The sequence below is a fragment of the Cupriavidus sp. 05T41 genome (assembly GCF_056396525.1).
Window position 1 is genome coordinate 23,318 of the sequence record NZ_JBFTLQ010000056.1, and the last position, 21,515, is coordinate 44,832.

The 21,515-nt window shown below is 67.1% G+C and carries 18 protein-coding genes and 1 pseudogene; 13 read left to right on the forward strand and 6 right to left on the reverse strand.

The annotated features are described in order from the left end of the window. Nucleotides 1–71 precede the first annotated feature (71 nt). On the forward strand, nucleotides 72–728 hold the full coding sequence (gene purN / locus AC1DKV_RS27355; RefSeq protein WP_441618553.1) for a phosphoribosylglycinamide formyltransferase: 657 nt from the start codon (nucleotides 72–74) through the stop codon (nucleotides 726–728). Next, the gene (locus tag AC1DKV_RS27360; RefSeq protein WP_441618555.1) at nucleotides 725–2,125 is read left to right on the forward strand and encodes an RsmB/NOP family class I SAM-dependent RNA methyltransferase; all 1,401 of its coding nucleotides are present in this window, start codon (nucleotides 725–727) and stop codon (nucleotides 2,123–2,125) included. The genes purN and AC1DKV_RS27360 overlap by 4 nt, the downstream gene beginning before the upstream one ends. 108 nt (nucleotides 2,126–2,233) lie before the next feature. Here AC1DKV_RS27360 and AC1DKV_RS27365 read toward each other — a convergent pair whose 3' ends face one another. Next, complete coding sequence (locus tag AC1DKV_RS27365; RefSeq protein WP_441618557.1) at nucleotides 2,234–3,028, reverse strand: IclR family transcriptional regulator; 795 nt, start codon at nucleotides 3,026–3,028, stop codon at nucleotides 2,234–2,236. After that, nucleotides 3,025–3,807, reverse strand: coding sequence for an IclR family transcriptional regulator (locus AC1DKV_RS27370; protein ID WP_441618559.1), 783 nt, complete (start codon nucleotides 3,805–3,807; stop codon nucleotides 3,025–3,027). Before AC1DKV_RS27370 ends, AC1DKV_RS27365 begins: the two co-directional genes overlap by 4 nt. Nucleotides 3,808–3,977: 170 nt before the next feature. On the opposite strand from AC1DKV_RS27370, the gene AC1DKV_RS27375 reads away from it, so the two are divergent. From AC1DKV_RS27375 to nadC, 9 genes and pseudogenes are all read left to right on the forward strand, one after another. Further along, complete coding sequence (locus tag AC1DKV_RS27375; RefSeq protein ID WP_441618561.1) at nucleotides 3,978–5,138, forward strand: acyl-CoA dehydrogenase family protein; 1,161 nt, start codon at nucleotides 3,978–3,980, stop codon at nucleotides 5,136–5,138. 39 nt (nucleotides 5,139–5,177) lie between these two features. Next, entirely contained in the window at nucleotides 5,178–6,155 is a 978-nt protein-coding gene (locus AC1DKV_RS27380; protein ID WP_441618563.1) for a Bug family tripartite tricarboxylate transporter substrate binding protein, read from the forward strand. Between the two features lie 95 nt (nucleotides 6,156–6,250). Further along, a pseudogene (locus AC1DKV_RS27385) lies at nucleotides 6,251–6,933 on the forward strand (CoA transferase). 479 nt (nucleotides 6,934–7,412) lie between these two features. Continuing rightward, nucleotides 7,413–9,062: an amino acid adenylation domain-containing protein gene (locus tag AC1DKV_RS27390; RefSeq protein ID WP_441618565.1), complete on the forward strand. Its 1,650-nt coding sequence runs from the start codon at nucleotides 7,413–7,415 to the stop codon at nucleotides 9,060–9,062. A gap of 54 nt (nucleotides 9,063–9,116) precedes the next feature. Next, nucleotides 9,117–10,862 (forward strand): alpha/beta hydrolase, encoded by a 1,746-nt coding sequence (locus tag AC1DKV_RS27395; RefSeq protein WP_441618566.1) that lies wholly within the window; start codon nucleotides 9,117–9,119, stop codon nucleotides 10,860–10,862. 141 nt (nucleotides 10,863–11,003) lie between these two features. Next, entirely contained in the window at nucleotides 11,004–12,407 is a 1,404-nt protein-coding gene (locus tag AC1DKV_RS27400; protein ID WP_441643501.1) for a mechanosensitive ion channel family protein, read from the forward strand. A 369-nt stretch (nucleotides 12,408–12,776) separates the two neighbouring features. Next, the gene (locus AC1DKV_RS27405; protein ID WP_441618570.1) at nucleotides 12,777–13,967 is read left to right on the forward strand and encodes a DesA family fatty acid desaturase; all 1,191 of its coding nucleotides are present in this window, start codon (nucleotides 12,777–12,779) and stop codon (nucleotides 13,965–13,967) included. A gap of 150 nt (nucleotides 13,968–14,117) precedes the next feature. Next, nucleotides 14,118–15,269: a quinolinate synthase NadA gene (nadA, locus tag AC1DKV_RS27410; RefSeq protein ID WP_441618572.1), complete on the forward strand. Its 1,152-nt coding sequence runs from the start codon at nucleotides 14,118–14,120 to the stop codon at nucleotides 15,267–15,269. A gap of 32 nt (nucleotides 15,270–15,301) precedes the next feature. After that, nucleotides 15,302–16,165, forward strand: a complete 864-nt coding sequence (gene nadC, locus AC1DKV_RS27415; protein ID WP_441618574.1) for a carboxylating nicotinate-nucleotide diphosphorylase — start codon at nucleotides 15,302–15,304, stop codon at nucleotides 16,163–16,165. A 111-nt stretch (nucleotides 16,166–16,276) separates the two neighbouring features. Here the strand turns inward: nadC and nadB are convergent, their stop codons facing one another. The 4 genes from nadB to radC all read right to left on the reverse strand — a co-directional run bounded on the left by nadB (nucleotide 16,277) and on the right by radC (nucleotide 19,378). After that, nucleotides 16,277–17,875, reverse strand: a complete 1,599-nt coding sequence (gene nadB, locus AC1DKV_RS27420; protein WP_441618576.1) for an L-aspartate oxidase — start codon at nucleotides 17,873–17,875, stop codon at nucleotides 16,277–16,279. A 198-nt stretch (nucleotides 17,876–18,073) separates the two neighbouring features. Beyond that, complete coding sequence (gene rpmG, locus AC1DKV_RS27425) at nucleotides 18,074–18,244, reverse strand: 50S ribosomal protein L33 (RefSeq protein WP_006157508.1); 171 nt, start codon at nucleotides 18,242–18,244, stop codon at nucleotides 18,074–18,076. Nucleotides 18,245–18,257: 13 nt separating this feature from the next. Further along, nucleotides 18,258–18,491, reverse strand: coding sequence for a 50S ribosomal protein L28 (gene rpmB, locus AC1DKV_RS27430; protein ID WP_006575661.1), 234 nt, complete (start codon nucleotides 18,489–18,491; stop codon nucleotides 18,258–18,260). A gap of 212 nt (nucleotides 18,492–18,703) precedes the next feature. Continuing rightward, a complete protein-coding gene (radC, locus tag AC1DKV_RS27435; RefSeq protein WP_441618578.1) occupies nucleotides 18,704–19,378 on the reverse strand; it encodes a RadC family protein in 675 nt (224 codons plus the stop codon). Between the two features lie 111 nt (nucleotides 19,379–19,489). On the opposite strand from radC, the gene AC1DKV_RS27440 reads away from it, so the two are divergent. Beyond that, nucleotides 19,490–19,981 carry an FKBP-type peptidyl-prolyl cis-trans isomerase gene (locus AC1DKV_RS27440; protein WP_441618580.1) on the forward strand — a complete coding sequence of 164 codons (492 nt, stop codon included), beginning with the start codon at nucleotides 19,490–19,492 and terminating at the stop codon, nucleotides 19,979–19,981. A gap of 49 nt (nucleotides 19,982–20,030) precedes the next feature. Continuing rightward, complete coding sequence (gene ispH, locus AC1DKV_RS27445; protein ID WP_441618582.1) at nucleotides 20,031–20,987, forward strand: 4-hydroxy-3-methylbut-2-enyl diphosphate reductase; 957 nt, start codon at nucleotides 20,031–20,033, stop codon at nucleotides 20,985–20,987. Nucleotides 20,988–21,515: the final 528 nt, after the last annotated feature.

Consider the following 21,515-nt stretch of genomic DNA (forward strand, 5'->3'; position numbering starts at 1 on the left):
TTTAGCGTGTTTTAAGTGCCTAATGCGCTCGCTTTGGTCGTGTACGGGTCCTCCCTTGGTAGAATTGCGCGATGAAAAATATCGTTATCCTGATTTCAGGGCGTGGCTCCAACATGGAAGCCATCGTCCGCGCCTGTGCCGCCGAGGGCTGGCCGGCGCGCGTGGCGGCCGTCCTGTCCAACCGGCCTGATGCCGAAGGCCTGCAGTTCGCCGCCGATCATGGCGTGCCGACCGGCGTGGTCGATCACAAGAAATATGCAGATCGCGCCTCTTTTGACGCGGCGCTCGGTGCTGCCATCGATGCCCATGCCCCCGATCTGGTCGTGCTGGCCGGCTTCATGCGTATCCTGACGCCGGGGTTTGTCGACAAATATGCGGGGCGCATGCTGAATATCCATCCTTCGCTGCTGCCTTGCTTTCCCGGCATGCATACGCATCGCCAGGCCATCGAGGCAGGCGTCAAAGTGCATGGCGCAAGCGTCCATTTCGTCACACCCGAGCTCGATCACGGCCCGGTGATCGTCCAGGCCGCGCTCGACGTGCTGCCCGGCGACACGCCCGAGAGCCTGGCCGAGCGCCTGTTGCCGGCCGAACACGCAATCTACCCGCGCGCAGTGCGCTGGTTCGTCGAGGACCGGCTGCGCGTGCATGCCGGCGTGGTCAGCGTCGACCCCGCCGAATCCCAGCTTTTCACGGCCTTTGCTGCCGCTAAGGAGGTGCAGTCATGAGCCGGAATACCGCAGGGGCACGCCAGCCCGTCCGCAACAAGCGCAAGGCCACGCCGATCCGCCAGGCCGCGCGCACCAGCGACAGCCGCGACGGCCACGCGCCGCAGCAGGGCCGCGCGCCGCACGGCGGCCTGCACGCCGTCCATATCCAGCACATCGACCGCCTGCTGGGCAAGGTGCTGATGTTCACGCGCCCGTCCGACGTGGTGGTGAGCTATTACTTCCGCGAAAACCCGAAACTGGGGCACCGCGAGCGCGGCATCATCGCCGAAGCCGTGTTCGCGGTGTTGCGCCGGCGGGTCGAGTTCTCGCAGTTCGCCGCTTCCGGCACGGGCGCCTCGCAGCGCCGCCTCGCCCTGCTGGGCCTGGCAGCCACGCTCGGCCGCGACGTGCTGACCCCCTTCCTGCTGCCCGAGGAAGGCGAGTGGCTGGACCGGCTGACCACCATCGAACGCGCCAGCCTGGCCCCGCGCGTGCGCGCCAACCTGCCCGAGTGGCTGTTCGACGAGCTCGCGGCGCGCCACGACGCGGCCTTCGTCGAAGCGCTGGGCGATGCCTGGCTGCGCCCGGCTCCGCTGGACCTGCGCGCCAACCTGGCCAAGACCTCGCGCGAAGCCGCGCTGGCCGAGCTGGAGGCCGCAGGCCTGAAGGCCGAGGCCACGCCGATGGCGCCCGCGGGCATCCGCCTGGCTGGCAAGCCTGCGCTGAACCAGCTGCCCTTGTTCGTCAATGGCCTGGTCGAAGTGCAGGATGAAGGCAGCCAGTTGCTGTGCAACCTGGTTGCACCCAAGCGCGGCGAGATGGTGGTCGATTTCTGCGCGGGCGCGGGCGGCAAGACGCTGGCGCTGGGCGCGCTGATGCGCTCGACCGGCCGTCTCTACGCATTCGACGTGTCCGAGAAGCGGTTGGCCAACCTCAAGCCGCGCCTGGCGCGCAGCGGGCTGTCCAACGTGCATCCGGTGCAGATCGATTCCGAGCACGACGCCAAGATCAAGCGCCTGGCCGGCAAGATCGACCGCGTGCTGGTGGACGCGCCCTGCAGCGGCCTCGGCACGCTGCGGCGCAATCCGGACCTGAAGTGGCGCCAGTCGCCGCAGTCGGTGCTGGAGCTGACCGCCAAGCAGGCATCGATCCTCGAGTCCGCCGCGCGCCTGGTGAAGGTCGGCGGGCGCGTGGTCTATGCCACCTGCAGCGTGCTGGAGGCCGAGAACGAGGGCATCGTGCGCGGTTTCCTCGGCTCGCATCCGGGCTTCCGCCTGGTGCCGGCCTCGCAGGTGCTGGCCGAGCAGAAGATCGTGGTGCCGGGCTTGCCCGAGGATGCCGAAATGCTGGCGCTCTATCCGCACGTGCACCAGACCGACGGCTTCTTTGCCGCAGTGCTGGAGCGCGTCAGTTAAGCGTTGGCCAGGGTTGGCCCGGGTTAGCCGGGCTTAGCCGGCGTCCTGTCACCGGCGTCCTGTCGCCGGTGACAGGACAGGGACGCTGCCACGCAGCGTCTCTGTCGTTCAGCGCATCCCGAGCAGGCCTTCGACCGTCTGCACCAGCGTCACCAGCCGGGGCGCCACGTCCTTCTCGACCGCGGCGAAGCTGCCCGCGCGTGCCGGCACCCCGCAGTTGAGCACGAGCAGTTGCGCGTCCACGGGTTGCAGCAAAGGCACCGCGAAGCCGTACACCTCATCGCGCCATTCGCCGCGGTTGATGCAATAGCCGCGCCGCGCAAAATCCTGCCGGGCTCTTTCCGCCGCCGGTGCGAGTCGCCGGAACATCTCCGGATCCTCCAGCCTGAGCCGGTTGAGCACCGCCGTGCGCTCCGCGGCCGGCGCGCGGGCCAGCCAGGCGCGCCCGATCGCCGTGGCGAGCATGGGCAGCGCCGCGCCGATATCGGGCGTGACCACCAGGCTGTCGGTCGAGCGCGCGGTCTCCACGTAGATCATCCGCGTGCGCTCGCGCATGCCCAGCGACACGGCGCCACCGACGTGGTCGGCGAGCGCTTTCATCAGCGGTCGCGCGATCTGGCGGACCTGCATGCCCGCCAGCAGCGGATAGCCCATCGACACCACGGCAGCACCTAGCCGGTACTTGCCCAGCGCCGCATCGTGGCGCAGGTAGCCCAGCGCGCAGAGCGTGTGCGTGAGCCGCGCCACGGTGGATTTCGACAGGCCCGCGCGCCGCGCGAAGTCTGCGTTGCCGAGCAGGGCCTCGCCGGGCCGGTAGGCCAGCAGGATGTCGATGCCGCGGGCCAGCGTGCTGGCGAACTGGCGGTCGCGTTCGCCGGTTTGCCCTGCAGGCTGCATCGTCATGCCTTTGCCAGTGCGGCTTCGACGCCGTGCACCAGCCGCAGCAGCCGCGGGCCCATGTCGCGTTCGAGCTTGCGCGGCGCCATGCGCGCGCCGGGCACGCCGCAGTTGAACACCAGGATCTCCCCGTCGATCGGCTCGTGCATCGGCACCGCGACCGCATGCACGTCTGACTGCCATTCGCCGCGCGCAAGACAGAAGCCTCGCGTGGCCAGGTCGTGCGCGGCCTCTTCCAGCGCCGCGCCGTGTTCGCGCCACTGCGCGGGCTCGGTCTCGCGCAAGGCCGCGAGCACGCTCTCTCGTGCATCTTGCGGCGCCCGGCACAGCCAGGCGCGGCCCATCGCCGTGGCCAGCATCGGCAGCGTGGCGCCGATGTCGGGCCGGAACGCGATGGCTTCATGGCCGCGACTGGTTTCCACATAGACCATCTCCAAGCGGTCGCGCAGGCCGAGCGAGACCGAGCCGCCGACGCGGTCGGCGAGCGCTTTCATCAGCGGCCGCGCCAGCTGCCGCACGCGCATGCTGGCCAGCAGCGGATAGCCGAGCGACAGCGTGGTGGTGCCGAGCCGGTAGCGACGCAGTTCGCCGTCGTAGTGCAGCAGCCCGCGCGCGGCCAGCGTGTAGGTGAGGCGCGAGATCGTGGCCTTGGACAGCCCGGTGCGTTCGGCCAGCTCCTTGTTGCTCAGCACCGGCTCGCCCATGCGGAAGCACTGCAGCAGCGCCAGCCCGTGCGCCAGCGTGGTGGCGAAGGCCGGATCGGGATGATGCGGGCGGCTTGGCATGAATGGGCGGCAGGGCTGTGGGGAACGAGCCTCCATCATAGCCATCGCCGCCTCGCGCGGCGGATCTGGGGTTCAAGATAGCGAAACAACGGTCCTGTTTCCGCGCGCCGCTTACTACGCTGCTTCGCACACCGTCCCCCCAGGGCGGAAAGAACAGTGGAGACAGACAGATGATCAGGGACCCGGAAACCTTCCAGCCTTTCCTGGCGGAGCTGCGCCGTTTCGTGCGCGAACGGCTGGTGCCGCGCGAGGCCGAGGTGGCCGCGCGCGACGAGGTGCCGGCGGCACTGGTGCGCGAGATGGCCGGGGCCGGCCTGTTCGGCTATTCCATTCCGGAGGCCTACGGCGGCGCGGGCATGACCACCGAGGAACTGGTGCTGGCCGCCATCGAGCTGTCGCAGTGCTCGGTGGCGTTCCGCGCGCGCGTCGGCACCAATACCGGCATCGGCTCGGAAGCGCTGGTGGCCGACGGCACGCCCGAGCAGAAGCAGCGCTACCTGCCGCTGCTGGCCAGCGGCGCGCTCACCGGCGCCTTCGCGCTCACCGAGCCCGAGGCCGGCTCGGACGCCACAGCGCTGCGTACTTCCGCGCGCCGCGAGGGCGATCACTACGTGCTCAACGGCAGCAAGTGCTTCATCACCAATGCGCCCATCGCCGGCTTGTTTACCGTGCTGGCGCGCACCGACCCGGAGCGCGGCGGCGCCGCCGGCATCTCCGCGTTCCTGGTCGAGCGCGACACGCCGGGCCTGAGCACCGGCCAGCCGTACCAGAAGATGGGGCAGGCCGGATCGCCCGTGTCCGAAGTGCATTTCCAGGATTGCCGCGTGCCGGCCGCCAGCCTGATCGGTGGCGAGGAAGGGCAGGGCTTCCGCACCGCGATGAAGGTGCTCAACAAGCAACGCATCCACCTGGCGGCACTGTGCACGGGGCCCGCCATCCGCATGCTCGACGAAGCCGTGCGCTTCGTCAGCGAGCGCCGCCAGTTCGGCCAGCCGCTGGCCGATTTCCAGCTCGTGCAGGCCCTGATCGCCGACTGCCAGACCGAGATCCACGCCGCGCGCGCGCTGGTTCTGGAAACGGCGCGCGCACGCGACCGCGGCGAGGACGTGACCATGCAGGCGTCGATCTGCAAATACTTTGCGTCCGAAATGTGCGGTCGGGTGGCGGACCGCTGCGTGCAGATGTTCGGTGGCTACGGCTATATCGCCGATTTCGGCATCGAGCGTTTCTATCGCGACGTGCGGCTGTTCCGCCTCTACGAAGGCACCAGCCAGATCCACCAGCTCAATATCGCCAAGCGCACGCTCGCGCTTGCCGCCGCGCGCGGCTGAGCCTGCCCGCGGCGTGCGCCCATCGTCCGAGGAGACACCATGATCAAACACATTCTCGCCGCCCTGCCCATGCTGCTGGGCGCGCTGGTCCCGCTGCGGCCCGCGCTGGCGGACGCGCCGTATCCCGGCAAGGTGATCCGGCTGGTGGTGCCGTTCGCGCCCGGCGGCTCCACCGACATCCTGGCGCGGCTGTTGTCGGAGCGCCTCAAGGACGAACTCGGCCAGACGGTGATCGTGGAGAACCGGCCCGGCGCCGGCGGCAATATCGGCGCAGAGCTCGTCGCGCGCGCGGCGCCGGACGGCTACACGCTGCTGCTGGCCGCCGCCGGTCCCACGGTGATCAATCCCAGTCTCTACGCCAAGATGCCGTTCGACCCGGCGCGCGACCTGGCACCCGTGGTCATGCTGGTGCGCGAGCACAACCTGATGGTGGTGAACGCGGGCCTGCCGGTGCGCAACCTGAAGGAATTCATCGCCTATGCCAAGGCGCATCCCGCGCAGCTCAGTTTCGGCTCGCCCGGCAATGGCTCGCCGGCCCAGCTCGGCGGCGAGCTGTTCAACCAGCTCACCGGCCTCAAGCTCCAGCACGTGCCCTACAAGGGCAGCGGCCCGGCGGTGGCCGACCTCATCGCCGGCCACATCAACCTCATGATCGACAACATGCCCGCGCTGATGCCGCATATGCAATCCGGCAAGCTGCGCGCGCTGGCGGTGGCGAGCGAGCAGCGCGCAAGCGCGCTGCCGGACGTGCCGACCGCCGAGCAAGCCGGCGTCAAGGGCTTCGTGGTGACCGCATGGAAGGGCCTGATGGCACCGGCCGGCACGCCACCGGCGGTGATCGCAAGGCTGAACCAGGCGAGCGTGAAGATCCTGGCGTCGCAGGCCATGCGCAAGCGCCTTGCCGATCTCGGCGCCGAGCCGGTCGGCAACACGCCGGAACAGTTCGCCGCGCAGATCCGCAACGATTCGCGCTGGTGGGCCGCGTTGGTCAAGTCGACCGGCACCACGCTGGATTGAGGGCCGTCACGATGCATGCCGCCACCTCTGCCGCCACCTCTTGCGCCGCCGCGCCTGCCGCGCTGCCCGGGCCTGCGGGCAACCCTGAGAAAGACATGACACAAGACAGCGCTCAACAGCCTTCCCGCCGCGCCGGCCCGCTGGCCGGCATCCGCATCCTCGACATGGCCACCGTGGTGGCCGCGCCGTTCGCAAGCACGCTGTGCGCCGACATGGGCGCCGACGTGGTCAAGCTGGAGCTGCCCGACGGCTCGGACCCGCTGCGCGGGCTGGCGCCGGTCAAGGGCGATCTGTCGCTCTACTGGAAGATCACCAACCGCGGCAAGCGCTGGTGGCGTCGTCCGACCCGATCTTCCGGCGCCTGTGCGCCGCGCTCGGGCAGCCGGCGATGGCGCAGGACGCGCGCTACGCCAGCAATCCTTCGCGCGTGCGCCATATCGATGCGCTCGACGCAGAGATCGCCACCTGGTTCGCCGCGCATGCCTATGCGGACGCCGCCGCCACGCTGGCGGCGCACGAGGTTCCGTTCAGCAAGATCTTCACCATCGCCGATATCCTGGACGACCCCCACTTCCAGGCGCGCGGGGCCGTCGTGCGCCTGCCCGATCCCGACCTCGGCACCGTGCCGGCGCCCTGCGTGGTGCCGCGCTTTTCCGGACACGACGCGCCTGCGCCGCGCAGCGGCCCCGGAGTCGGCGAGCACAACGCGGATATCTATGGCGCGCTCGGGCTGACGCAGGAGTCCTTGCGGACGCTGCGCGGGCAGGGCGTGATCTGAACTGTCGGGCACGTCACAATCGGCTGGCGAATGTCTGTGCGCACTGCCTGTTTCGGTGGACTAAGCCGTCTGGCGGAAGGGCCGGCGTGCCCATCGCGCAGTCGTCCTGCCACCATCGCCCGGTGCCGGCGGCCGCTTACGGGCCGCGCCTCGCGTGACAATGGCGAAACGAGCCGCGGGCCGCGGCGTGCGCCGCCGCGCCACGGCATATGACGCTGCGGCGTTTTGGCCCCAGCGTGCGATTGGCCACACGCCTATCCGCCATTCGGACTACCCCCTTGTAGGTATAGGTTCAATACATTGAAAGCATCGCAGCTTGTTTTGAATTGCGAAGCGGCATACCTTGGCAGGACAGCGCGGCGCCGTGAAAGCAATGGCGGGCGATAGAGCACGGCCCTGCGAGCCGGTGCCATTTCAGTGGGGAAGCAGTCGTGCCGGCGTCTTCCCGGGCCGGTACCCAGGGGTGGGAGGCAGGCAGGATGCTGCACGCATTTTTCTTCAATTCGGCCGCGCAGAGCCCGGCTGATCATGCATTGTGGGTCGAGGGGCGCTATTACACCTACGAGGAAGTCCGCGCCCGTGCGCAAGGCGTCAGCGCCGCGCTGACCCCGTTTGCCGGCGGCGCGAACCGCAACTGCATCCTTTTCGCGCATCGCAGCGCGTGCGCCTACGCCGGCCTGCTCGGCGTGCTGGCCGCCGGCATGGCCTACGTGCCGATCCACCCGCGCTTTCCCGCTGCGCGCAACGCGGCCATCGTGGCGCGCTCCGGTGCGCGCGTCATGCTGGTCGACCATGTCTGCGCGCCGCAACTGGCCGCGCTCATGCCGCTGCTGCCGCCGGACCTGCGCATCGTCATGCTCGATGCGCAAGCGTGGGATTCTCCGGGCGGCGACCCACAACATGCGCCGACCCCGTCCGCGCCATTCGTTCACGATCCGCCGCCCTGGCCGGCCCTCGTCGCGCAGGATGACCTGGCCTACCTGATCTTCACCTCGGGCACCAGCGGGCCGCCCAAGGGGGTCATGATCCCGCACGGCAGCGCAGTGGCTTACGTCAGCGCGCACATGCAGCGCTATCCTTGCGAGCCCGGCGGCCGCTTCAGCCAGTTCGCCGATCTCACCTTCGATTTTTCCGTGCACGACGTGCATGTGTGCTGGGCCACCGGCGGCTGCCTCTATGTGCCGGCGCTGCAGGATCCGCTCTACCTGGCGGGCTTCATCCGCGAGCACCAGATCACCCACTGGGCCAGCGTGCCCTCCGTCCTGGCTTTGCTGCAGCAGTTCCGCAAGCTGGCGCCGGGTGCCTTTCCAAGCGTGAAGATGACCTTGATGGGCGGCGAGGCGCTGCCCAAGACGCTTGCCCAGGCATGGTCGCAGGCAGCGCCGAACACGCGCATCGTCAATGGCTACGGCCCCACGGAAACGACGGTCATCGTGCTGACCTTCGAGCTGACGCCGGCATTTCTCGCGGATGCATCGCGCCCCGCGGTGCCGCTGGGCCAGCCCTACCCGGGCATCGAGGTCGTGGTGGCCGACAAGTATCTCGTGCCGGTGCCAGCGGGCGCGCGAGGTGAACTGCTGGTCGGCGGCCTGCAACTGGCGAGCGGCTACCTGTCGGACAACCCGCTCGACGACACGCGCTTCTTTGCGCGCGCCTATCCCGGGCGCAGCTATCGCCGCTGGTACCGCACCGGCGATGCCGTGAGCGCGTCGCCCGATGGCCTGCTTTACCACGGGCGCATCGATACGCAGGTCAAGATCCGTGGCAATCGCATCGAACTGCAGGAGATCGAACAGGTCGTGCAGGCCGCCAGCGGCAGCGCCCAGTGTGCGGTGCTGGCGTGGCCGCTGGACGAGGCCGGCAAGCCGGTTGGCCTGGTGGCATTCGTGCTGGCGCCCGCTGCCGAGGCCCAGGGGGCAAGGGGCGCGCGCACGGCGCGTATCCGCCACGCCTGCAAGCAAAGCCTGCCGGTCTATGCACGGCCCGACCGCATCGTGTGTCTCGACGACTTTCCGGTCAACGTGAACGGCAAGATCGATCGCGCCCTGTTGCTGGCCCGGTACGAGCGCCTGGCTGGTGGCAAAGAAGGGGGGAACGAGCGCCGCCGCAATGACGCCCTTGCGCTCTGATATCCGCATGTTCCCGTCGTACCCGCGGGCCCCCGGCGCGCACGGAGTTCGTCCATGACGCCTTTGCATTTCAACGGATGTTTCGGCTGGTATCACGCCGCGCGCGGTCCGCGCGCGCTGCTGGTGTGCAACGCGATCGGCCACGAGGCCTTGTGGACCCATGCCGGCCTGGCACGCCTGGCCGAGCAGCTGGCGGCGCAGGGCGTGCCGGTGCTGCGGTTCGACTATCCCGGGACCGGGGATTCGGGCGAATGCGATGCCGGCGATGAAGCGCCGCCGTCCTGCGTCGATTCGTGCGTGGCGTCGATCGGCGGGGCAGGCAAGCTGCTGCTGCGCTTGTCCGGCGCGCGCGAGATCGTACTGCTCGGCGTGCGTGGCGGGGCATCGCTGGCCGCGCTGGCGGCCGCGCGTCGCGCGGGCGGGCTCGACGTCGCCGGGCTGGCGCTGCTCGCGCCCGTGGCGCAGGGGCGCATGCTGGTGCGCGAGATGAAGATGATCGCGCAGACCTGGCGCTCGCTGGCCGGGCGCGCGGTGGAGCAGACGGCGCCGGGGCACCGGCAGGACGGCACGGACATCCTTGGCATTCATTTCCCGGCGGCTGCCATCGACGCGTTCGCGCGGATTGATCTGCTGGAGGCCGGGCGCGCGCCGGCGCCGCATGTTTTCATTGCCGGTGCGGCGCAGGGCGAACCGCTGGCGCGGCACTATGCCGCGCTGGGCGCGCGGGTCCGCACGGCGCCGTTTCCCGAAGTGGTCGGCTGGCTGCAGGATCCGCTGTACTGCACGCCACCCGACGCGACCTTCGCGGCCGTCTCAGACTGGTTCGCTGCCCTGGCGCCGGCCGGCGGTAGCGTCGGGCAAGGGCATCGCGCGGCGGCGGCACGCCTTGCCGTGGCCGCAGTGGAACCCTGCCTGCGCGCGGGCGACTGGGTGGAAACGCCGGTCCGCTTTGGCCAGGGCCTGTTCGGCATGCTGTGCGAGCCGCGCGCCCAGCGGCTCGAGCGGCCGGCCGTGCTGATCAACAATTCGGGAGGCACGCACCATGTGGGCGCCGGTCGCGGCAGCGTCATGCTGGCGCGGCAACTTGCCGCGCACGGCATTGCCTCGTTCCGCATCGATGTGCGTGGCATCGGCGATGCATCGGTCGGCGCGCAGGCGGTGCCGGCCGTACCTGCCGATCCGGATGGCTATCTCGATGCGGTGACCGCCTGCGACTGGCTGCAGGCCCACGGGCACCGGGAAATCGTGACGTTCGGCGTGAGCTACGGTGCGAATGTCAGCCTGCATGCAGCCGCGGCCCATCCCGGCGTGGTGGGGGCCGTCCTGGTGAACCTGCAGCGCCTGCTGCGCAGGGAGACCTTTACCCGGCCACGCTGGCTGATCCATGGCCGCAGCGCGCCCACGGAGCAAGAGGGCGGGGCCGGCTTCGACGCCGCCACGGTCTTGCCCAGGCCGGCGCCGCCGGAGCAGCAGGAGATCGAGGCCCTGCTGCGCGCGCTCGATGCGCGCGGCACGGTCCTGCGCCTGCTGTTCGGCCCGGCGGATCCCGGGCCATTCGAGCTGGCCCGTTTTTTCGGGCCGAAGCTGGAAGGCCTGGCCGGGTTCGCGCAACTGCAGATCGAGACCGTCGAAGGCCTTGACCATGGCATGCTGAATCCGCCGGGGCGCGCGCGCGTGATCGACTATTGCGTCAGTCTGCTGTGCGGCCCCTTTCATCCGGGCTCGGACTTGCCGGCGCGGCTGCAGCGCGCGGCCGAACCGTGGCGCCGCGAGCCGGGCTGCCGGGGACGGTGCGGCTGAGGGTCCCGACCCCGCAGCACGGCGCGTGCAGGCCGCGGGCGGCTAGAATGGCTGGTTTCCGACGGGCAGGGCGCCAGGCGCCTTGCCTGCCCGCCGGCCCGCGCCGATTGCATCCGCGTGCCCGGCCAGCCACGCCTGAGCATGAATCCGAATCCCTTGAACGAACTCCATGTGGCGCATCCGGCTTTTGGCCGGATGCTCGACGACCTCATCCGCGATGCCGGCGGCCCCGGCTTCATCTGGCAACTGGTGGTGCTGGCCGGCTGCCTCGCCGTGGCCTGGCCGCTGGCGCGGCTGGTGGTGAAGCGGCTGGAAGCCCGCTACGACGGCTCCAGCTTTGCCTTGCGTTTCGCCGCCTCGAGCCTCGAGCGCGCCATGTTCCCGCTGTTCGGCTGGCTTCTGGTGATGGCCGCGCGCTTCGGGCTGGAGCAACTGATGTCGGCCAGCGTGCTGCGGCTGGCGCTGGTGCCGCTGTTCGGCATCACCTTCCTGTATTTCGCCTTCTATATCCTGCGGCGCGTGCTGTCCGGCAATGGCCAGCTGCACGGCATGCTGCTGCTGGTGGAAAAGGTGCTGACCACGCTGGTATGGGTGGCCATGGCGCTCTATGTGCTTGGTGTGCTGTGGGAGGTGGTCGGCTGGATGGAATCCATCCGCTTCTCCGTCGGCGGCAAGCAGAAGATCAACCTGGCCGACACGCTGGTGGCGGTGGTGTGGATCCTGCTCACCGTGCTGGTGGCGATGTGGTTCGGCTCGTGGCTCGAAGAGCGCCTGATGCGGTCCCGTGGGCTGGACAGCAACCTGAAAGTGGTTCTGACGCGACTTTCCAAGGCCTTGCTCCTGCTGGTCTCGCTGCTGCTGAGCCTTTCGCTGGTCGGTATCGACCTCACCGTGCTGTCGGTATTCGGCGGCGCGCTCGGCGTGGGCCTGGGCCTGGGCTTGCAGAAGATCGCCAGCAATTACATCTCGGGATTCATCATCCTCCTGGATCACTCGGTCAAGCTCGGCGACCAGATCACGGTGGATAAATTCAGCGGCACGGTCTCGCAGATCCGCACGCGCTACACCGTGGTCCGCAACGGTGACGGCGAAACCCTGGTGCCGAACGAACAACTGGTGGCGCAGGCGGTCCAGAACCATTCGTTCTCCAACACCAATGTGCGCGTGGCGACACGTGTGCAGGCTGATTACGCCGCCGATCCGGAGACGGTGCTCGCCCTGCTGGTGGAAGCCGCCCAGGGAATTCCCCGCCTGCTGGCCGAACCGGCGCCCTCGGCGTTTCTGGTGCTGTTCGCCGACAATGGCATCGAATACGAGCTGGCAGGCTATATTGCCGATCCGCAGAACGGCAAGCTGGGGGTCCAGTCAGCGATGAACCGGGCAATTTGGCGCAAATTCCGGGAACATGGGATCTCGATCCCCTACCCCCAGCGCGAGGTGCGCGTCCTTGGGCGCGAGGCAGCGGTTGACGGCAATGAACCGGAAAAAGTCGCAAACAAGACGCTTTCGGCGTCTCCCGGGGTTGTGGTGGGCAGTGCGAACTGAACTTTCGCGGGGCGTTTGGGGCACCTTGCGGAACGTTATGTGTTGCTTGACATCAAACTCGGGGAAAAACGGATGTTCCCTTGTTGGCGTTCCGGTAGAATCATAGTAGTTGCGGGTTCCGAGTTTTCGACCTCCCGCCCCCACACCAGACAGCCGCCAGATTGCAGCGGCTCGTGCCAGTCCCGCCGGGAGGCAGCATCTGCCCACGGCGCCAGACGCGCATGCCATGGGGGCTCCGGCGAGTGCCGGGGTTTCAGGCAGACGCCATACGACGCAATCACTGAGTTTGCAGTCCTTTTTCTGCACCCTGTTTGCGGCCCGCCGTGTCGTGCCGCGATGAATGCACCTGTTTAACCGACGGAGAACAGTTTGTTCGACACTATTCTTGACTGGGCCTCGAACGGCCTTGCCAACTGGTCCTGGTGGGAGATCGTGATCTACACCCTGGTGGTGACGCACATCACCATCGCGGGCGTCACCATCTACCTGCACCGCTGCATGGCGCACCGGTCGCTGGATCTGCACCCGATTGCTTCGCATTTCTTCCGCTTCTGGCTGTGGCTGACCACCGGGATGGTCACCAAGGAGTGGACCGCCATCCACCGCAAGCACCACGCCAAGTGCGAGACCGAGGACGATCCGCACAGCCCGCAGACCCGCGGCATCCGCAAGGTGCTGCTGGAAGGCGCGGAACTCTATCGCGCCGAGTCCAAGAACAAGGAAACCGTCGCCAAGTTCGGTCACGGCACGCCCAACGACTGGGTCGAGCGCAATGTGTACTCGCGCTTCGGCTGGCAAGGCGTGGGCCTGATGCTGATCATCGACGTGGCGCTGTTCGGCGTGATCGGCCTGACCGTGTGGGCCGTGCAGATGCTGTGGATCCCGATCCATGCCGCCGGCATCATCAATGGTCTTGGCCACTGGTGGGGCTATCGCAATTACGATTGCGAGGACGCTTCGACCAATGTCTCGTTCTGGGGCATCATCATCGGCGGCGAAGAACTGCACAACAACCACCACACCTACCCGACCTCGGCCAAGTTCTCGGTCAAGTGGTACGAGTTCGATATCGGCTGGGGTTATATCCGCGCGATGCAGGCGGTCGGCCTGGCCAAGGTCAAGAAGACCCCGCCCAAGGCACGCCTGGTGGATGCCCGCCCGGTGGACCACAACACGCTGGAAGCCATCATCGCCAACCGCTACGACGTGATGGCGCGCTACGCCAAGGCCGTCAAGAGCGCCTACAAGCAGGAACTGGAAAAGCTGAAGGAAGCCCGCGTGGCGGAATACAGCAGCTTCAAGCCGGCGCGCAAGTGGTTCCACCGCGAGGAAGCCAAGCTGGCCGATCCGCAGCGCAAGCAGCTGGCCAGCATCGTGGAGCAGAACAAGTCGCTGCACACCTTCGTGGAAATGCGCCGCGAACTGGCCGCGATCTGGGGCCGTTCCAACCTGACGCGCGAACAGCTTCTGCAGCAGCTGCAAGCCTGGTGCCATCGCGCCGAGGCAAGCGGCATCCAGGCCCTGCATGACTTTTCGCTGCGCCTGCGCCGCTACGCATGATGGCTGTCGTGGCCTGAAGCCCGAGCCGGCGTGGCTGCTACAAAGCACCGCGCCCAAAAGCCCCGCCCATGGCGGGGCTTTTGTTTTAGTTAAACTCCCCCATGTACAGGCCGGCGGCATGATGCGCGGCGGCCAAGAGGAGTATCGGAGATGACCCCCCAAACGATAAAGACCGTCGAGTTCGAGAAACCGAATATTTCGACGGAGTCCCCCGACGGCGCCAGCTGCGTCGCCCATGCCTGGGCGAAAGTACCGCCAGTGCTCTCCAGCGGCGAGCGCACTGCGCTCAAGACGCGCATCAGGGAGCTGCTCAAGGCGCGCAACGCTGTCCTGGTCGCGCACTATTACGTCGATGCCGACCTGCAGGACCTGGCGGAGGAAACCGGCGGCTGCGTGTCGGATTCGCTCGAAATGGCGCGCTTCGGCCGCGACCATCCGGCCAAGACGCTGGTGGTGGCGGGCGTGCGCTTCATGGGCGAGACCGCCAAGATCCTGAGCCCGGAAAAGACCGTGCTGATGCCGGACCTGGACGCGACCTGCTCGCTGGACCTGGGTTGCCCGGCCGACGAGTTCGCGGCGTTCTGCGACGCGCACCCCGACCGTACCGTGGTGGTCTACGCCAATACCAGCGCCGCCGTGAAGGCGCGCGCGGACTGGATGGTGACGTCCAGCATCGGCCTGAAGATCGTCGAGCACCTGCACGCGCGCGGCGAGAAGATCCTGTGGGCGCCGGACAAGCACCTCGGCAGCTATATCCAGAAGCAGACCGGCGCCGACATGCTGCTGTGGCAGGGCTCCTGCCTGGTGCATGACGAATTCAAGGGCATCGAGCTGGACCTGCTGCGCCGCGAATTCCCCAAGGCCAAGATCCTGGTGCACCCGGAATCGCCGGCAAACGTGGTGGAGCAGGCCGATGTCGTCGGCTCCACTTCGCAGCTGATCGCGGCCGCGCGGGAACTGGACGCCACCGAGTTCATCGTCGCCACCGACAACGGCATCCTGCACAAGATGCGCATGGCAGCGCCGGGCAAGCATTTCATCGAAGCGCCCACCGCCGGCAACAGCGCCACCTGCAAGAGTTGCGCGCACTGCCCGTGGATGGCCATGAACGCGTTGACCAACCTGGCCGAGGTGCTCGAGCACGGCCACAACGAAATTCACGTCGATGCATCGATCGGCCGGCAGGCGGTGACCTGCATCGACCGCATGCTCGACTTCGCCGCCCAGCAGAAGGCCAATGTGCGCCCGCGCGCGGATCTCGCCGCCGAGCAGGCATTGTTCAAGGGAATCGGTCCGGCATGAGCGACGCAAGCAAAACGAACAATACGAGCAGCATGAACGCCAACCGCGTCTTCGATAGCTTCGGTCCGGCGCTCGTCGAGGCGCTGCAGGCCAATGTGCGCGCCGCCATTGACGAGGACGTCGGCAGCGGCGACCTGACTGGCCTGCTGGTGCCCGAGGGCAAGCCCGCGCACGCGCGCGTGATCGTGCGCGAGCAGGCTGTGCTGTGCGGCCAGGCCTGGTTCGAGGCGTGCATGAGCGCCATCGATCCGGCGCTCGAGGTGCACTGGCTGCAGGCAGAAGGTGCGCGCATGGCGGCCGATTCCGTGGTGTGCGAGATTGCGGGCCCGGCGCGTTCGTTGCTGACCGCCGAACGCCCGTCGCTGAATTTCCTGCAGTTGCTGTCCGGCGTGGCCACCGCCACGCGGCGTTACGCCGATATCATCGAGGGCACCCGCGCGCGCGTGCTCGACACGCGCAAGACGCTGCCCGGCCTGCGCCTGGCGCAGAAGTACGCGGTGCGCATGGGCGGCGGCGAAAACCAGCGGCTGGCACTGTACGACGGCATCCTGATCAAGGAGAACCACATTGCCGCCGCCGGCAGCATCACCGCGGCGATGCAGGCGGCGCTGGCGCTCCAGGCCGGCGTGTCGGTGCAGGTGGAAGTGGAAACCCTGGCGGAGCTGGAGGAAGCGCTGGCCGCCGGTGCAAAGTCGATCCTGATCGACAACTTCACCGTGGCGATGATGCATGACGCCGTGCGCATCAATGATGGACGTGCGCTGCTGGAAGTCTCGGGCGGGGTCAATGCCGACACCATCCGCGTTTTTGCCGAAACCGGCGTGGACCGGATCTCGGTCGGTGCGCTGACAAAGGATGTGCGGGCGACGGACTACTCGCTGCGGATCCTGGCCTGAGCGCGGCCGGCCACGCTTCGCTTCCATCCTCTGCCTTCGAGGAAGAGGGCGGGGGAAGGGTGGCCTGGCGGGGCTTAGTTCGGCAGCTTCGCTGCCGGACGCAACGCTTTCCTACTTCCCTCGCTCCCGCTTGAATTCCGGCTGCATGACCGTCGGCAGCGCCTTGGGCAAGGTCTCCGGATAATCCCGGCTGTAGTGCAGGCCGCGGCTCTCGTGGCGCGAATAGGCGCTATCGACGATCAGCGATGCCACCTCGACCAGGTTGCGCAGTTCCAGCAGGTCGCGCGTCACGCGGAAATTGGCGTAGTACTCGGCGATTTCCTCGCGCAGCAGGCTGATGCGATGCTGCGCGCGTTCGAGCCGCTTGCTGGTGCGCACGATGCCGACGTAGTTCCACATCATGCGGCGCAGTTCGTCCCAATTGTGCGACACCACGACTTCCTCGTCGGCATCCGCCACGCGGCTCTCATCCCACTTCGGCAGGGCAATGTCCGGCTGGCCGGCCTTGTCCTGCGAGGCGATATCGAGGGCCGCGGCGCGCCCGATCACCATGCATTCCAGCAGTGAGTTCGAAGCCAAGCGGTTCGCGCCGTGCAAGCCGGTGCAGCCGGTCTCGCCCACGGCATACAGGTTGGTCAGGTCAGTGCGGCCGGTGGTGTCGGTCACCACGCCGCCGCAGGTGTAGTGCGCAGCAGGCACCACCGGGATCGGCTCGCGCGTGATGTCGATGCCCAGTTCCAGGCAGCGCGCGTGGATGGTGGGAAAGTGCTCGCGCAGGAAGGACTCAGGCTGGTGGCTGATGTCGAGGTGCACATAGTCCAGGCCGCGCTTCTTCATTTCGAAGTCGATCGCGCGCGCCACCACGTCGCGCGGAGCCAGTTCGGCGCGCTCGTCATGCTCGGGCATGAAGCGCGTGCCGTCGGGCAGCTTCAGCAGGCCGCCTTCGCCGCGCACCGCTTCCGAGATCAGGAAGGACTTGGCGTAAGGGTGATAGAGGCAGGTCGGGTGGAACTGGATGAACTCCATGTTCGAGACCCGGCAGCCCGCCCGCCATGCCATCGCGATGCCGTCGCCGGTGGCCGTGTCGGGATTGGTGGTGTAGAGATAGACCTTGCCCGCGCCGCCGGTGGCCAGCACCGTGTGGGTGGCGGTGATGGTGCGCACTTCACCGCTGGCATCGTCCAGCACGTAGAGGCCGTAGCAGCGATTGCCCGGCATGCCGAGCTTGCGCGAAGTGATCAGGTCTACCGCGAAGTGATCCTCGATCACGGTGATGTTCGGGTGCCGGCGCGCCTGCTCGGTGAGCGTGGTCACCACCGCGTGCCCGGTAGCGTCCGCCGCGTGGATGATGCGGCGGCGGCTGTGGCCGCCTTCGCGCGTCAGGTGGAAACCCAGTTCGGCCTGGTCGTCGCGCGTGAACGGCACGCCACGGTCGATCAGCCACTGGATCGCCTCGCGCCCATGCTCCACGATGAAGCGCGTGGCACCGTCATCGCACAGCCCGGCACCGGCCACCAGCGTGTCCTGGGTGTGCTCGTCATGACTGTCGCCGGAATCCAGCACGGCCGCGATGCCGCCCTGGGCCCAGTCGCTGGCGCCCTGCGTCATGGCGCGTTTGCAGATAATGACAACCCGATGGGTGTCGGCCAGTTGCAGCGCGACCGTCAGACCGGCCAGTCCGCTGCCGACAATGGCGACATCGAAGTTCATGATGCGAGAGACGCGCGCGCGAAACGCGGTCGGGAGGCAGGAAAGCTGGAAAGTGTACACCCGCCGCGACTTTGCGTGGGGCACCGCGGGCATCCCCGCGATTGACGGCCATTGCAGGCCCGAAAAAGCAAAAACCCCGCAGATGCGGGGTTTTTACAGACATGCCGCGCGAATCGGCATGCGGAAAGCCAGGATCAATTACTTGATCTTGGTTTCCTTGTACGACACATGCTTGCGGGCGACGGGATCGAACTTCATGATCTCCATCTTTTCCGGCATGGTGCGCTTGTTCTTGGTGGTCGTGTAGAAGTGACCCGTACCTGCAGTCGACTCCAACTTGATCTTATCGCGTCCGCCTTTGCTGGCCATGATGTACTCCTAATTAGACTTCGCCGCGTGCGCGCAGGTCGGCGAGCACGGAGTCGATGCCTTTCTTGTCGATCAGGCGCAGGCCGGCGTTCGAGACGCGCAGGCTCACCCAGCGGTTTTCCGATTCAACAAAGAAACGACGATTCTGCAGGTTGGGCAGAAAACGGCGCTTGGTCTTGTTGTTTGCGTGGGAAACGTTGTTGCCGACCATCGGCGCTTTCCCGGTCACTTGACAGACGCGTGCCATGAAGCACTCCTAACTCTTCTATTCGTGGACAATGTTCGCAACAGATCAACAAAAGGCGCGCGGCCCGGACTGCAGCGGTTAAGACTTCAGCAAAACGAGCATTATAGACCGGAAAACCTCAACCGATCAATGCCTTCCGTGGTTTACCGTGCACAGATGCCACATTGGTGGCGTCTGCTGCACAATCAGCCGGCGCATATGGCCCATCACCATCAGAGTTCGCCATGTTCCGCGAACGAGTGGATGGTGGTGCCCGCCACGATGAAGTGGTCGAGCACCTTCACGTCGATCAGGGCCAGCGAGCGTGTGAGCGAGCGGGTCATGGCCAGATCGGCCCCACTCGGCAGTGCATTGCCCGACGGATGGTTGTGCGCGACGATCACGGAGGCCGCATTATGCAGCAAAGCCTGGCGCGCCACCTCACGCGGATAGACACTGGTCTGCGTCAGGCTGCCGCGGAACAGCTCTTCGCTGGCCAGCAGCCGGTTGCGCGCATCGAGGAACAGGCACATGAAGACCTCATGCGGGTGTGCCGCCAGCGTCAGGCGCAGGTAGTCGCGCACCGCCGCCGGTGAATCGAGGCCGCCCGGCAGGGCAAGCCGCTCGGCCAGGGCGCGCCGGGTGAGCTCCTGGGCGGCCTGCAACTGGGCATACTTGGCCGCGCCCATGCCCTTGATCCGGGCGAATTCGTCGGTCCCGGCGGAAAAAAGGCCGCTCAGCGTGCCGAAGTCGTTCAGCAGCTCCCGCGCCAGGTCGACCGCGCTCTTGCCGGCCACGCCCACGCGCAGGAAGACGGCGAGCAGTTCGGCGTCCGAAAGCGCCGTGGCACCGTCGCGCAGCAGTTTTTCGCGCGGGCGTTCGCTGCTGGGCCAGTCCGTAATGCGCATGACACGATCCCCCCGTGAGAATGGAACTGCATGGCGGTGCACGCCGGGCGCAGACAAGGCGGCGCGCGGTCGAGTCGCTTACAATACGGGTTGTCGACAGGTTGAGCACCCATGAATTTGCAAACTTTTGCGTCAGGGCCGCAGGACGGCGCCGCTGACGGTCGCAAGACCGTGCAGCCGGACTCCTTCCTGACCCTGCACTACAGCATTTCCCTCGAGAACGGCACGGAAATCGTCAGCACGTTCGAAGAGAAGCCCGCAACGCTGCTGCTGGGCCAGGGGCAGTTCGCGCCCACCCTGGAGCAAGCCCTGCTGGGCATGCCCGAGGGCGAGCGCATGACTTACCGCCTGGCGCCCGAGCACGCGTTCGGCCCGCGCAACCCGGAGCTGCTGCAACGGGTCTCGCTGAACACGCTGCGTGAAAACAGTTCGTTTGAAGAGGACTACACCCCGGGCGACCTGGTCGAGTTCAACGCGCCCGGCGGCGGCAAGTACGCCGGGGTGCTCAAGGAAATCGGCGAGACCTCGGCCCTGTTCGATTTCAACCACCCGCTCGCCGGACAGACTATCTTGTTCGACGTCCAGCTGATCGGCATTCTCTGATGCTGAACCAGGCCGGCCCAGCGCCGGCCGCATTGAACTGAATTCCTGCATGTCCGAACTCACCACAGCCGCCGATGCCGAGATCCTGATGGCGCAGCCCCGCGGCTTCTGCGCCGGCGTGGATCGCGCCATCGAGATCGTCGAGCGTGCCCTTGCCCGCTACGGCGCACCGATCTACGTGCGCCACGAGATTGTCCACAATGCCTATGTGGTGGAGGACCTGCGCCGCAAGGGTGCGATCTTCGTACAGGAACTCGAGGAAGTGCCGTCCGGCTCCACCGTCATCTTCAGCGCGCACGGCGTGTCCAAGGAAGTGCGTGCCGATGCGACCGTGCGCGGCCTCAACGTGTTCGACGCCACCTGTCCGCTGGTGACCAAGGTGCACGTCGAAGTGGGCAAGATGCGCGCCGAGGGTTGCGAGATCATCATGATCGGCCACGCCGGTCACCCCGAGGTCGAGGGCACCATGGGCCAGACCGAAGGCGGCATGCTGCTGGTCGAGTCCGCCGCCGATGTGGCCAGGCTGGAGGTGTCCAATCCGGATCGCCTGGCCTTCGTGACCCAGACCACGCTGTCGGTGGACGAGACGGTGGAGATCGTCGCCGCGCTCAAGGCGCGTTTCCCGCAGATCCGCGAGCCCAAGAAGCAGGATATCTGCTATGCCACGCAGAATCGCCAGGACGCGGTGAAGTTCATGGCGCCGCAGGTCGAGGTCGTGATCGTGGTGGGCAGCCCCAACAGCTCGAACTCCAACCGCCTGCGCGAACTGGCCGAGCGCCTGGGCGTGCCGGCCTACATGATCGATTCACCCGACCAGCTCCAGCCGGAATGGGTGGAAGGCAAGCGCCGCATCGGCCTGACCGCCGGCGCGTCGGCGCCCGAAGCGCTGGCGCAGTCCATCGTCGAACGCCTGCGCCTGCTTGGCGTGCGCAATGTGCGCGCGCTCGACGGCATCGAGGAAAAGATGTCGTTCCCCCTGCCGCGCGGCCTGGTCACGCCGGCCTGATCGCTGCCGCGATCGCTGGCATGGCCCGCTCCGGGCCATGCCAGCGCGCCGGCGCAACGCGCCGCGCGCCCCCTTGAGTCTCTTCCGTTTCCCTCGCTGGTTTCCTCCGCTGCGCTGCATGCGTGACGCCGTGCCGCATTCCGTCGGCGGCGCAGACGCCGTGCGCGCGGGCCATCCGCCTTGCCTCATGCCAATGCGCGGCCCCAGTGCCGAAGTGCACCGATATATTGCACGGGTATATCGCCGTCCAACACGCAATAATGCACAATCGCGGTGCGTCGTTTTCTTATGCTTGTCTGAACTATAAGACAAATTAGGGAATTCCCTAGAATTAGGAGTTTCCCTATTATGGTGCCGGACAAATAGCGTCTTCTATTAGGAGAGGCAGAGGCGGGCTCATATTAAATGAAACGCCTATTTAATACGGCTGGCCCGGGAGTGATGCAAACGCTGCAAAAGCCATGTGCGGGCAAAGGCGGGCACGAATCTTGTTAGTTACGAAGGCTAGCCCACAAGTAGGCGGGAATT